Annotated in this window: 13 protein-coding genes; 7 read left to right on the top strand and 6 right to left on the bottom strand. The window is 72.1% G+C overall.

The genetic code is table 11. The features are described from left to right. The first annotated feature begins 69 nt into the window (after positions 1-69). On the top strand, positions 70-915 hold the full coding sequence (locus ABZU43_RS13305) for an SAM-dependent methyltransferase (RefSeq protein WP_355006768.1): 846 nt from the start codon (positions 70-72) through the stop codon (positions 913-915). Positions 916-997: 82 nt separating this feature from the next. Here ABZU43_RS13305 and ABZU43_RS13310 read toward each other — a convergent pair whose 3' ends face one another. Further along, positions 998-2125, bottom strand: a complete 1128-nt coding sequence (locus ABZU43_RS13310; protein WP_355006769.1) for an FAD-dependent monooxygenase — start codon at positions 2123-2125, stop codon at positions 998-1000. Between the two features lie 22 nt (positions 2126-2147). Between ABZU43_RS13310 and ABZU43_RS13315 the strand changes: the two genes are divergently transcribed. Beyond that, entirely contained in the window at positions 2148-2873 is a 726-nt protein-coding gene (locus ABZU43_RS13315; RefSeq protein WP_355006770.1) for a TetR/AcrR family transcriptional regulator, read from the top strand. A 14-nt stretch (positions 2874-2887) separates the two neighbouring features. Then, the gene (locus ABZU43_RS13320; RefSeq protein ID WP_355006771.1) at positions 2888-3718 is read left to right on the top strand and encodes a hypothetical protein; all 831 of its coding nucleotides are present in this window, start codon (positions 2888-2890) and stop codon (positions 3716-3718) included. A 37-nt stretch (positions 3719-3755) separates the two neighbouring features. Here the strand turns inward: ABZU43_RS13320 and ABZU43_RS13325 are convergent, their stop codons facing one another. Then, on the bottom strand, positions 3756-5315 hold the full coding sequence (locus ABZU43_RS13325; RefSeq protein WP_355006772.1) for an NAD(P)/FAD-dependent oxidoreductase: 1560 nt from the start codon (positions 5313-5315) through the stop codon (positions 3756-3758). A 166-nt stretch (positions 5316-5481) separates the two neighbouring features. Between ABZU43_RS13325 and ABZU43_RS13330 the strand changes: the two genes are divergently transcribed. The 4 genes from ABZU43_RS13330 to ABZU43_RS13345 all read left to right on the top strand — a co-directional run bounded on the left by ABZU43_RS13330 (position 5482) and on the right by ABZU43_RS13345 (position 8333). Beyond that, positions 5482-6708 (top strand): hypothetical protein, encoded by a 1227-nt coding sequence (locus tag ABZU43_RS13330; protein WP_355006773.1) that lies wholly within the window; start codon positions 5482-5484, stop codon positions 6706-6708. A 33-nt stretch (positions 6709-6741) separates the two neighbouring features. Beyond that, complete coding sequence (locus ABZU43_RS13335) at positions 6742-7182, top strand: hypothetical protein (protein ID WP_355006774.1); 441 nt, start codon at positions 6742-6744, stop codon at positions 7180-7182. Positions 7183-7317: 135 nt separating this feature from the next. Next, entirely contained in the window at positions 7318-7890 is a 573-nt protein-coding gene (locus ABZU43_RS13340) for a GNAT family protein (RefSeq protein WP_355006790.1), read from the top strand. A 29-nt stretch (positions 7891-7919) separates the two neighbouring features. Then, the gene (locus ABZU43_RS13345) at positions 7920-8333 is read left to right on the top strand and encodes a type II toxin-antitoxin system prevent-host-death family antitoxin (RefSeq protein WP_355006775.1); all 414 of its coding nucleotides are present in this window, start codon (positions 7920-7922) and stop codon (positions 8331-8333) included. A 206-nt stretch (positions 8334-8539) separates the two neighbouring features. On the opposite strand, the gene ABZU43_RS13350 is transcribed toward ABZU43_RS13345, so the two are convergent. The 4 genes from ABZU43_RS13350 to ABZU43_RS13365 form a co-directional block, all read right to left on the bottom strand. Beyond that, complete coding sequence (locus ABZU43_RS13350) at positions 8540-9607, bottom strand: ABC transporter ATP-binding protein (RefSeq protein WP_355006776.1); 1068 nt, start codon at positions 9605-9607, stop codon at positions 8540-8542. After that, a complete protein-coding gene (gene modB / locus ABZU43_RS13355) occupies positions 9604-10413 on the bottom strand; it encodes a molybdate ABC transporter permease subunit (protein ID WP_355006791.1) in 810 nt (269 codons plus the stop codon). The genes ABZU43_RS13350 and modB overlap by 4 nt, the downstream gene beginning before the upstream one ends. Before the next feature lie 23 nt (positions 10414-10436). Beyond that, positions 10437-11237, bottom strand: a complete 801-nt coding sequence (gene modA, locus ABZU43_RS13360; RefSeq protein ID WP_355006792.1) for a molybdate ABC transporter substrate-binding protein — start codon at positions 11235-11237, stop codon at positions 10437-10439. A 140-nt stretch (positions 11238-11377) separates the two neighbouring features. After that, positions 11378-11800 (bottom strand): MerR family DNA-binding transcriptional regulator, encoded by a 423-nt coding sequence (locus ABZU43_RS13365; protein ID WP_355006777.1) that lies wholly within the window; start codon positions 11798-11800, stop codon positions 11378-11380. Positions 11801-12318: the final 518 nt, after the last annotated feature.

The raw sequence follows: 12318 nt of genomic DNA on the forward strand, positions 1-12318 counted from the left end.
AGGATGTCCCTCTGGACACGTCCGGTGACGCCATGGATGCGGTGTGTCCCGTCGACCTGGGGAGGTCTCGTGACGGTGTCGTCCACGTCGGAATTGCCCGAGGGGCGGGGTGCTGACCGGATCGACACCACGACCGTGCATCCGGCTCGCCGCTACAACTACTGGCTCGGTGGCAAGGACAACTTCGCCGTCGACCGGGAGTCCGGCGACCAGATCGCGGCCGTCTACCCAGGGGTCCGCACGCTCGCCCGGGAGAACCGGGCCTTCCTCGGCCGGGCGGTCCGGTTCCTCGCCGAGGAGGTCGGCGTCCGGCAGTTCCTCGACGTCGGCACCGGCATCCCGAGCGCCGACAACACCCATGAGGTGGCCCAGTCCGTCGCCCCCGACTCCCGGGTGGTCTACGTCGACAACGACCCGATGGTGCTGGTCCACGCCCGAGCGCTGCTGACCAGCGGCCCGGCCGGAGCCACCGCCTACCTGGACGCCGACCTGCGTGACCCGGACAAGATCCTCGCCGACCCGCAGCTGCGCACCACACTGGACCTGTCCCAGCCGGTGGGCCTGGTGCTGATCGCCGTGACGCACTTCCTGACCGACGACGACCGCCCACACGAGCACGTCGCCCGGCTGCTCGACGCGCTGCCGTCAGGCAGTTGGCTCGCGCTGACCCACTTCACCACCGACCACATCCCCACCGAGATCGTCGAGCGGATGTACGCCGAGTTCGCCTCCGGCCGGATGAAGCAGGACGCAGTACCCCGCGACCGCGCCGAGTTCGCCCGCTTCTTCACCGGTCTGGAGCTGGCCGAGCCCGGCATCGTGCCGGTCACGGAGTGGCGGCCGGAGGTGCCACCGGAGCGGCGTCCGCCCCTGGCCGACGCCTCCATCTACGGCGCGGTGGCCCGCAAGCCCTGACCGACCGTGCCACGGTGCCCGAGCCGCACTGGGTGCGTGGTCACGCCGTGCGCGTGAGGATCCCAGGCCGCATCGCGAGATGTCATTCCGCGCGCGCGGGCTCCGCCGGTCGGGTGAAGAAGCGAACGATGTCTTCCGCCGCGGTGGGGGACAGCATCATCGCCTGGACTCGTGTGGACATCTCGGCGATCGGGCGAATCCTGCTGAACATCGACTCTTCGTACGCACGAATCGCCGCATTCGGGTCGGCGGGGTTGGCGGCGAACTGGCCGGCGAGTTCTGCGGCGTCGAGCATTGCCTGGTTGGCGCCCTCGCCGACCGGTGGCATGAGGTGCGCGGCGTCACCGACGAGGGTGACGTCAGGCCGGCTGGTCCAGCGCGTATCGGCGGGCATCGCCTCGATCCGGCGCGGCGTCGGCGGGCCGTCCGCGGCCTTGATGAGTGCGGTGAGGCGGGGGGCCCAGCCGGCGAAGATATCCAGCAGGGTTTGCTTGCTGCGGTACGTGTCGAGCGGCTGGTCCTCCGCGCGCAGCGAGATCCCGACCTGGAGGCTGCCGTCGCCGAGGCGTTGCGCTGCCAGGATCTGGTTCACGCCGATACACCACAGGTTCCCGGGGCCGACCAGCTCGGCGAGATCGGAATGCCGCCGGTCGACGTCTGTGACGCTCAGCTGCACGAGGGTTGCCACGTAGGACAGTTCGACGTTGGTCAGCAGCGGCCGGACGACCGAGCGCGCGCCGTCCGCGCCGATGAGGATGTCGCAGGTGGCTCGTTGACCGTCGTGGAACGTCAGGTCCCAGCCCTCGGCGGGTCGTGGGGTAGCCGCGACGAGCCGGTGCCGCCAGGCAACCGTGTCGTCGGGGAGGGAGTCGAGCAGGAGATCACGTAGTACGCCCCGGTCGATCTCGGGACGTCCGGAGAATGAGCCAGGTTGTGGCACGTGGTGCACCATGGTGCGTCCGGTCGGGTCGAGGATGCGATGTTCCTCGCCCTCGGGCCGCGCCTCCGACCGGAACCGGCCGGCCAGACCCGCCTCGGCCAGGGCCAGTTGCCCGGACTCCGGGTGTAGATCGAGGGTGCCGCCCTGAGGTCGCGCGGATCGGCTCACCTCCCGGTCGTACACCACCGCGTCGACGCCGTGTCGGTGCAGGATCCGAGCCAGTGTCAAACCGCCGAGTCCACCACCAGCGATCGCAATTCGCGTTCTCACGGCACTACCGTACACTGTATTTGTGGATACACCGTACGGTAGTGGGCCGCTGCCTGTCTGGGAGCGGCCCGAACCTCAGCCGCGGGCGGTGCCGGTGCCGTTGAGCCGCCAGAAGATCGCCGCTACGGCGATCGGGCTTGCCGACGCGCACGGCCTCGACGGGCTGTCACTACGCAAGATCGCCAAAGAGCTCGGTGTCGGTCCGATGCGGCTCTACGACTATGTGATCAACAAGTCGGAGCTACTCGATCTCATGGTCGACGTCGTCTACGCCCGGATCGCCGAGGTGGGCCGGCAATCGGGGTGGCGCGACACGGTGCTGGCCATCGCCCACGCGACCCGCGCCGCCGCCCTTGACCACGAGTGGTTCGCCGACGTGCTCGGCGGACGGCCACACCTGGGACCACACGCGCTCGCGGTGGGCGAAGCGACCGCCTCCGCGCTCAGTGCGGCCCCCGCCGTGCGCGACATCGACGATCTCCAGCGGGCCGTGGGCGCCCTCAACGCCTTCATCGTCGGATCGGTCCGCAGAGAGGTCACCGAACGACGCACCGCACGTTCCACCGGCACCGATGAGGCTGCCTTCCAGGCCAGCCTCGGCCCCTACCTCACGCGCATGTTGGAAACCGGCAGGTACCCCACAGTGGCCCGGCTCGTCATCGACGGCGCCCACCTCAACGCCGAGGAGACCTTCAACCACAACCTCACCACCATCCTGGACGGCATCACCCGGCAACGCTCGACGTGATCGGAGCCCCACGAGTGGACGTCAGCCTGGCCACGAGCGCCGGCAGTACCGATCGACCGAACGAGGACTTCGTCGGTGCGGTTCCCGGCGCTGTCGTCCTGCTCGACGGCGCCGGCATTCCAGGAGCCGAGTCGCTGTGCTCCCACGGCGTCGCCTGGTACACGCACCGCCTCGGCGGCGCGCTGCTCGGCCACCTGTCGCGCGGCGACGAACCAGATCTCGCCGCGATCCTCGCCACCGCCATCGGTGCGATCGCCGCCGAGCACGGCGACACCTGCGACATCGCGGACCCCAGCAGCCCGCAGGCCACCGTCGCGATGGTCCGCGCCCGCCAGGGCCGCTTGGACTGGCTCCTGCTCGCGGACTCCTTCCTCGTCCTCGACCAGGTCGACGGTGGACCGCAGGTCATCACCGACGGACGCGAGGTGATCGCCAGGCGCGAGTGCTCAGCGCCCCTTGAGGGCGTCACGTCAGGAACGCCGGAGTACGACCGCATCCGCGCATCGTGCGTCACGGCGCTGCGGGCCCGCCGGAACCAGCCGGGCGGCTACTGGCTCGCCAAGGACGATCCGCGCGCGGCGCGGGAGGCGGTTACCGGCAGTCGGCTCCTCGCTGACCTGGCCGGCGTCGCGCTGCTCAGCAATGGTGCGAGTCGCATCGTCACCTCGTACGGCCTTACCGACTGGGTTGGCGTTCTGGAGTTGCTCGCCAACAACGGACCAGCCGGCCTCATCCGTCGCGTCCGGCAGGTCGAAGCCCAGGCCGGCAGCGGCCCCGATGCTCAGGCCCCGGACGACGCCACGGTGGCCCACTGCACGCACCTGCCGCGCACAGAATCGGCCTAGACCGGCGTCGTTCGCACACATCGATCGGTGCAGGCCGTCAGCCCAGCGGCACCTGCGTCGGCCGATCACCGCTCCCCGCGGCAGCGACACCCTCGGGCGCGCTGATCGACGTCGCGACGATCCGGCTGGGCACCACCGGCGCGTCCCGGCCGGTGCCCCGTCGGCCTTCGCCGCCGCAGGACTCCTCGTGGTAGTCCTGCTCCACGTTCACCGACCAGACGTCGTGCGTACTGCCGGTGGCGATGTTCTCGGCGGTGAGCATCGCGGTCAGCATCGAGTGGTCCTGGTTGTTGTAGCGGTGCATGCCGTTGCGGCCCACCGGGTGCACGTTCGGCACCGCCTCGGTCAGCCAGGCCCTGATCACGTCCACGTTGTGCTGGTAGCGCTCGTCGTACACCGGGTAGGCCTTGGGCATGCGCACGACGTAGCCCGCCTCCACCACGCCGGGTCGGACCAACCCCAACCGCTCCAGCTCCGCGGTGGCGAGGGCCACCAGGTCGGCATCCGGGGTACGCCACATCTCGTCGTCCTCGAACACGAAGTACTCCAGGCCAAGGCAGGTACGACCGTCCTTGACGAGGTACGGCGACCAGGAGCCGAAGTTCTGGATCCGACCGACCCGCACCCCCGGGTCGTGCACGTAGATCCAGTTGTCAGGGAACGAGAACTCCGCCGGCACGACAAGGGCGACCGTCAGGAAGTCGCGGTAGCGCAGGTCGGCCGCGCAGGCCAGCACCTCCGGCGGCGCCGGCGGGTGCAGCACGGCCACCAGCTCCGAGATCGGCATGGACGAGATCACGTGGTCGGCGGCTTCGGTACGCTGCCCGCCCGCGCCGTTGACCGTCACGCTGATCGCCCGTCGACGGGCCGGGTCGCGGTGCACGGCGGTGACCCAACTGCCCGTCCACACGTGCCCGCCCCGCTGGCGGACCTGCTCGGCGCAGCGCTCCCACATCATTCCGGGCCCGTACTTCGGGTACTGGAACTCCTCGATCAGGCTGGTCACGTCAGTGCGCCGACGCCGGGGCAGCAGCGCGTTGCGGATCGCGGTGGCCAGCGACAGGTTCTTGATCCGCTGCGCCGCCCAGTCGGCCTGCAAGCGGTCCGCCGGCATACCCCAGACCTTTTCGGTGTACGTCTTGAAGAAGATCGAGTACAGCCGCCAGCCGAACCGGGCCGACACCCAGCCCTCGAAGTGCGACTGGTCCCGTGGTGGCCGCAGCCGGGCGCGGGCGTACGAGCCGAGGCAGCGGACGGCCTCGGGCAGACCCAGGTTGCGCAGCGCGTTCACGGCGCTGAGCGGGTAGTTGAACAGGGCGCCCCGGTAGAAGATGCGGCTCATCCGGGGCCGGGTCAGGAAGTCCTCGTCCGGCAGGATCTCGTGCCAGAACGCCTCCACCCGCGGCACCTTGGTGAAGAACCGGTGCCCGCCGATGTCGAACCGCCACCCGTCGCGCTCGACGGTCCGACTGATCCCGCCGACCACCTCGTCGGCCTCGAAGACCTGAACCGACCGGCCGTGCCGGAGCAGCTCGTACGCCGCGGTGAGCCCGGCCGGCCCCGCACCGATGACCACCGTGCCGTTCTGCTCGCTCATGCTGACGCGCTCCCTGTTCACCGCCATGGTTGAGGCGCGGCGTCCACCCGTTACGCGCAGAATGTCACACTTAGTGGTAGCCGGTCCTCGCTTCGGCGGGGCAGGCGGTGGCGTACCACGAGAAGAGCGACCTCCCCGCGCGCCGGGGGAGCGGGGGAGCGGGCGGATGGACCGGTGGCGCAGCGGCGCGGCGACGCTGGCCGCGCGGGCGGTCGCGACCGGTCGCGGCGCAGCGCGCCTGGCCCGCCGGGTGCCGGCGCCCTGGCCGTACGTCATCGGCTTGTTCCTCGGCGCGAAGCTGCTGCTCACAGTGCTCGGGCTCCTGGTCCTGCACGCCTGGGACGGCGTCCCCGGGGCCCCGCCGCCGGACGAGGCGTTGATGTGGGCGCAGCAGCGGGACATCTCCGGGCAGCGGTGGATCTCCTTCTGGTTCGCCTGGGACTCGCTGCTCTACCTGCGGCTGAGCGAGCTGCCGCTGACCGGGCCGTGGCGAGACTTCGGCTTTCCGCTGCTGTACCCGTTCCTGGCCCGGCCGGTCGGCGCGGTGCTCGGCGGCGACACCGCGCTGGCCCTGTTGCTGATCAGCAACGTCGCGTTCCTGCTGGCGCTCTGGTACGGCCACCGGCTGGCGGAGCTGCTGCTCGGCGACGCGTACGCGGCCCGCCGGTTCATCCGGTACCTGGTGCTGCTGCCGACCGCGTTCCTGTTCCAGGCCGCGCTGACCGAGTCGCTCTTCGTCTGCCTCGCGTTGGCCACCTTCTTCTACGCCGAGCGACGCCGGTGGCTGCTGGTCGGTGTGATCGGCTACTTCCTGGCGATGAGCCGTTCCGTCGGCCTGCTCGTGGCGCTGCCGCTGGCCCTGGTGCTACTCCGGCAGCACGACTGGCGGCTCGGGCCGCGCGCCCTGCTCGGCTACCTCCGGATCGGCTGGCCGTTGCTGCTGCTACCCGCCGGATGGTTCACCTTCATGGCGTACTGCCGGTGGCGGGGCGGGGACTGGCTCGCCTACCAGCACGCCCAGGAGACCGGATGGGGAATCGAGGTGCAGAACCCCTTCCCGGTGCTGCTCGACGGATTGACCGGGGAGCCGCGCGACGCCGCTCGGGCGTGGTTTGCCGTGGCCGTCCTCGCCGTGCTGGTCGCCGGGTTCCGTCGCCGGGAGCTGGCCTACCTGGTGTACGGCGTCCTCATGGTGCTGGTGCCGCTGTCGATGGGCCCGCCGGTGTACAAGAGCCTGCTGCGCTATCTGCTCGCCGCCTTCCCGGTGGCGCTGGTGCTGGCCCGCTGGGCCCGCCGTGCCAGCGTGGACGTGTGGCTGACCGCGACGCTCGCGGTGGTGCAGGGCGCGCTGTTCGTGCTGTGGCTCAGCTACTGGACCCACATGATCATTTGATTGGGGCCGCCGGCGGCCGGGCAGGACAGGCGGATGACCGAGCCACGGGTACGCCTCGACGACCTGGGCGCCTGGCTGATCAAGGGCAACGCGGACCTGGTCGACCTCTCCGCCCGGTTCGCCCGGAAGCCACTGGTGACGAGCTGGTGCGTGCGTCCCGGCTACCGGGCGCGGTTGATGTGCGCCGGGCAGCCGGTGGTCTTCTGGGCCAGCGGCAGCCGGGGCCGACTGCCGTACGGGGTGTGGGGCGTCGGGCAGGTCACCGGGGCGGCCGAGCCAGGCGCACCGGGGCAGCCGTGGTCGGTGCCGCTGGATCTGCCCATCCTCGCCGAACAGGACCGCATCTCCCGGCTGCTGTTGCGTGCCGATGACCGGCTCGCCGCCCTGGAGGTGTTCCGTCAGCCGCAGGCCGCCAACCCCTCCTACCTGACCGTGGCCCAGTTCGCCGCGCTGCGGACGTACCTGCCGGGGTGAGCGCTGCGGACGTACCTGCCGGGGTGAGCGCGGAGGGCGGCCGTGCCGGGGTGAGCGCGGAGGGCGGCCGTGCTTCGGCCAGGGTGCCTGTGCGAGCCTGCTACCGACGTGAGAAGCGTACTGAGTGGAGGCCCGGTGTTCGCCCTGCCGTTGACCGAGGACGTCGAGCTGCGCCCGCTGAACCCGTGGCGGGCCGAGGAGTTCCTCGCCCACCTCGACCGGGCCCGCGAGCACATCCAACCCTGGGTCTCGCCGTCCTTCGTCGCCACGGACCTGCCGTCGGCCCGTGCGGTGTTGCAGCGGTACGCCGACCTCTGGGCCAGCGACAGCGGTGGCATCTGGGGGCTGTGGTGGCGGGGCACGCTCGTCGGTGGGGTCATGTTCGTGTCGTTCGACGTGGCCCGGGGCGTCTGCGAGGTCGGTTGCTGGGTGGAGCCGGCGGCGCAGGGCAGGGGCCTGGTCGCCCCGGCGGTGCGCCGGATCGTCGACTGGGCGGTGCGCGAGCGCGGCATCCATCGGGTGGAGTGGCGTACCAACGCCGACAACACCCGCAGCAAGGCCCTCGCCGACCGGCTCGGCCTGCGCCTCGACGGCGCGTTGCGCCAGGTCATCCCGGGTCCGCACGGTCGGATCGACATCGAAATCTGGTCGGTGCTGGCGAACGAGTGGACCGACTTTTACGCACCGTCCACTGACGACCGCGAATAGTTGTCATACCCGCGCGGCACCATGCATCCATGGCCGTCCCCGCGCTCACCCCTCATTCCGACCCGCCGCGTTCCGTGCCGCTGCGTGAGGCGCGCACCCGGTTCAGCCAGCTCGTCGCGCTGGCCGAGCTGACCGACGCGGTCACCGTCGTCACCCGCGACGGCGATCCCCGCCCGGTCGCCGCGATCGTCCCCGCCGCAGCCGCCCGCAGTGCCGCCCAGGCCCGTGCCGACGCCGACCGGCTCGCGACGGTCACCGCCGGCTGGGCCCGCCGCCTCGAGGAGCAGCACCGACGCAGCACACAGCGCCACGCCGCCGAGCTGGGCGCGGTCCGTGCGGCGCTGGCCGAGGCGTGGGCCGAGCTGGACAGCCGCGTCGTCCCGGGCAGCGACCCGACGTTGGCCCGGCTGCGCGCCGCGCATGCCGACCTGCTCGCCGGCTGACCAGCGTCCCTGCCCACGCCGCGTTGGCCGCCTTCGCTGAGGCGGGTGACGCGCCGGGCGGGCGGCGGTGTCGTGCCGGCTGACGGGTCCCGCGTTGGCGGGGCAGGCCCGTCGGCGTCCGCGCCGACCGGCGGTCGGCGCGGCACGGGCGGCGGCGACGGACGCGCCGGCCGGGTCCACCCGGTGACGCTCTGGCCGGCGTCGGGTCAGCCCGTGGCCGGGTACGCGTGGGTCTCGGTCGCCTTGACCGCCACCCAGACCCGCTGGCCGGGGATCAGCCGTAACTGGGCGGCGGCGGCCGGCGTGACGTCGGCGGCCACCCCGATCGGTCCGTCCAGTTGCACCCGCACGTTGTCACCGTGGCGCTGGACGCCGGCCACCGTGCCCGCCCAGGTGTTCCGTGGGCTGCCGTCCGGCCGGGCCGGGTGCAGAGCCACGGCGGCCGGGCGAAACGCCACGAACGCTTCGCCGTCCAACCGGTCGGCGACCGTGAGGGTCAGCTCCGGCGACACCCGCACCCCGTGCCCGTCGGCGCGGCCCCGGTACAGGTTCAGCCCGACCAGCCGGGCGACGTAGTCGGTACGCGGGCGGGCGGTGACGCTCGGCCCGTCGCCCTCCTGCACCACCCGGCCACCCTCGACGATGACCAGTCGGTCGGCCAACGCCAGCGCGTCCAGCGGGTCGTGGGTGACCAGCACCGTCGCGCCCGCGTGCGCCGACAGGTGCCGGTGCAGCTCCGCGCGGGTGTCCAGCCGGGTACGGGCGTCCAGCGCGGCGAGCGGCTCGTCCAACAGCAGCAGCGACGGTGCCACGGCCAACGCGCGGGCCAGCGCCACCCGCTGCGCCTGACCGCCGGAGAGCTGCCGCGGCTTGCGCTGCGCCTGCGCCTCCAGCCCCACCCGGCCCAGCCACTCCCGGGCCGTGGCGCGGGCGGCCCGCCGCTCGACGCCGTGCCGGCGCGGTCCGAAGGCCACATTGTCCAATGCGCTGAGGTGCGGAAACAACAGGTAGTCCTGGAAGACCACGCCGATCGAGCGGCGTTCGGTGGGCACCCAGGCCCCGGTCGCCGGGCGGTCCAGGTCGACGTCGTCGAGGGTGACGTGCCCGTCGGTGAGGGGATGCAGCCCGGCCAGCGCCCGCAGCGCGGTGGTCTTCCCGGCCCCGTTCGGGCCGAGCAACGCCACCACCTCGCCCGGGGCAACCCGCAGCGGCACGTCGAGCCGGAAGACGCCCCGGTCGACGACGAGCCGCGCGTCGAGAAGTGGGTCGCTCATGCGGTGGTCATCCAGCGGTCCCGCAGCGCCACCAGGATGCCCACCGACACGACGAGCAGCACCAGGCTGAGCACGATCGCGGACTCCAGGTCCGTCTCCAACGCCAGGTAGACGGCGAGCGGCATGGTCTGAGTGCGACCGGGATAGTTGCCGGCGAAGGTGATGGTGGCACCGAACTCTCCGAGCGCCCGGGCCCAGCAGAGCACCGCCCCGGCGGCCAGGCCGGGCGCCACCAGCGGCAGCGTGACGTGGGTGAAGGTGGTCCAGCGGCTGGCGCCCAACGTCGCCGCGGCCTCCTCGAAGCGGTGGTCGGCGGCACGCAGCGCACCCTCCACGGCGATCACCAGGAACGGCATGGCGACGAACGCCTCGGCCAGGACGACACCCGTGGTCGTGAAGGGCAGGGTGATGCCGAACGTGCTGTCGAGCCAGCCACCGAGCAGGCCGCGTCGGCCGAAGACCAGCAACAGCGCCACCCCGCCCACCACCGGCGGCAGCACCAGCGGCACGGTGACCAGCGCGCGTACCAGCCGACGGCCGGGGAACTCGACCCGGGCCAGCACCCAGGCGAGCGGCACCCCGAGCAGCAGACAGAGCGCGGTGGCCAGGGTGGCGGTCTGCACCGACAGCCGCAGGGCGGTCAACGCGCCCGGCGCGGCGAGCCGCTCCGGCAGGGTCGTCCATGGTGCCCGGATCAGCAGCCCCGCCAACGGCAGGACCAGGAACAGCAACCCCAGCCCGGCGGGGATCAGCAGCGCCGCCGGCACCCGACCCCGCCGTCGAGCCGTCGCCGGGCGACCGCTCAGTGCGTTGTGCTCGTGGACCTGCCTCACGGGGCCTGGAACCCCGCGTCGGCGAGGACCGCCTGCGCCGGCGCCGAGCGGACGTACGCGACGAAGGCCCGTGCGCCGTTCGGATTCGGCGCGTCCTTCAACGCGACGATCGGGTAGTCGTTGACCGCCCGCGCCGACTCGGGAAACTCCACGCCTGTCACGTCGTCGCTCGCCGCCCGTGTGTCCGTACGGTAGACCAGTGCCGCGTCGACCTCGCCGAGCTTCACTTTGGCGAGCGCGCCCTTGACGTCCCGTTCCAGGGTGACCGGCGTCAGCGCGACGCCGGCCGCGTCCAGGGCGGTGCGGGCCGCCGCGCCGCAGGGCACCTGACTGGCGCAGAGCGCCACCTTCACACCCGGGCGGCTCAGGTCGGCCAGGCTGGCCACCGCCTTCGGGTTGCCCCGGGGCACCGCGATCACCAACTGGTTGCGGGCGAAGACGCTCGGCGTGCCGTCGGCGTCGCCGGCCTCGACGACAGTGCTCATGTTCGTCGGGGCGGCGGAGGCGAACACGTCCGCCGGCGCGCCCTGGGTGATCTGGTTGGCCAGGGCGGAACTGCCGGCGACGTTGAGGGTCACGCGGCTGCCCGGGTGGGCGGCCTCGAAGTCCTTCCCGATGCGGGTGAACGACTCGGTCAGCGAGGCGGCCGCGAACACGGTCACCGGGCCGGTCACCCGCCCGCCAGCACCGCCGCCGTTTGCCCGGCCGTCGCCCGCGCCGCAGCCGGTCAGCGCCAGGCCCGCCACCAGGACAGCCACCGCCGTACGCCTGCTCCGCGCAACCGTGCGCGCGTGCATCGTCGCGACCGTCTGCACCTTCGTCTGGGCGACCGCCCGCGCGTTCATCCGGCCGATCGTTCCCGCGTTCGTCCGCCGGACCGTCCCCGCGTTCATCTGGCCGACCGTCCGCGCGTTCATCTGGCCGACCGTCCGCGCGTTCATCTGGCCGACCGTCCGCGCGCCGGGGCGGGTGCGGCCCGCTCCACCACGACAGTGGTCGACTTGATCACCGCAACGGCCACCGAACCGACCCGCAGGTCGAGCTCGTCGACGGCCTCCCGGCTCATCAGTGACACGACCCGGAACGGGCCCGCCTGGATGTCGACCTGGGCCATCACCGTGTCCTTACGGACGTCGACGACGATGCCGCGCAACCGGTTGCGGGCCGAGGAGAACTCGGCGCCCGCATCCGGGTCGTTGGCTTGGGTGCGAGCGAACGACGCCAGGTCGACGCCGTCGACGACCCGGTGGCCGTGCTCGTCGCGCTCGGCCGTCAGGCGCCCGGCGTCCACCCAGCGGCGAATGGTGTCGGCGCTGACGCCGAGCAGGTCGGCCGCCTCTCCGATCCGGTACGTCGTCACAGGCTCACCCTAACGCCCGCATTTGCCAGCACGAAACCCCGAAATACGCAGCAAAAGTGTGGGTCGGTAGGTGCCCAGGCCAGCAGTTGCGTCCTGCTGTGCTGTCTCAGGACTCCTGCGGATCCCTGGTCCGCGCCCGCAAGATCGTGCTCGAACCAGGAAGTAGTGGTGTCGGCGAGCGATGAGGCCACTACATCCTGGTTTAAGCACGATCTTGGTGTGAGGCGCGGACGCGGGCGCTCAAAACCGCGCTCCCCGGTCAGTCGGGCACCGGCGTCCCTCGTCAAGATCCGCGCAATGTCAGGGATGTTGCTGCCTCTCCCGCGCATGAGGCAGCAATATCCGCAAAGTTGCGCGGATCTTGGGCGCGGGCGGGCGGCGGGCGGCGGGCGGCGGGTGGCGGGTGGCGGGGGGGGGCGGGGGGGGGCGGCCCCCACCGGGGGGAGGAGGTTGGGGGTTGGGGGGGGGGTGTGTGGGGGTGGGCGCGGGGGGGGACGGAGAGGGAGGTCGGGAGAGCG

Origin of the sequence: Micromonospora sp. NPDC005205 (assembly GCF_040608275.1) — a bacterium.
Lineage (GTDB): Bacteria > Actinomycetota > Actinomycetes > Mycobacteriales > Micromonosporaceae > Micromonospora.

Bases quoted from the DNA above. Each gene is read 5' to 3' on its own strand.
- ABZU43_RS13330 (WP_355006773.1), top strand. From the start codon at position 5,482: ATGGACCGGTGGCGCAGCGGCGCGGCGACGCTGGCCGCGCGGGCGGTC.
- modA (WP_355006792.1), bottom strand. From the start codon at position 11,237: ATGCACGCGCGCACGGTTGCGCGGAGCAGGCGTACGGCGGTGGCTGTC.
- ABZU43_RS13335 (WP_355006774.1), top strand. From the start codon at position 6,742: ATGACCGAGCCACGGGTACGCCTCGACGACCTGGGCGCCTGGCTGATC.
- ABZU43_RS13325 (WP_355006772.1), bottom strand. From the start codon at position 5,315: ATGAGCGAGCAGAACGGCACGGTGGTCATCGGTGCGGGGCCGGCCGGG.
- ABZU43_RS13345 (WP_355006775.1), top strand. From the start codon at position 7,920: ATGGCCGTCCCCGCGCTCACCCCTCATTCCGACCCGCCGCGTTCCGTG.
- ABZU43_RS13350 (WP_355006776.1), bottom strand. From the start codon at position 9,607: ATGAGCGACCCACTTCTCGACGCGCGGCTCGTCGTCGACCGGGGCGTC.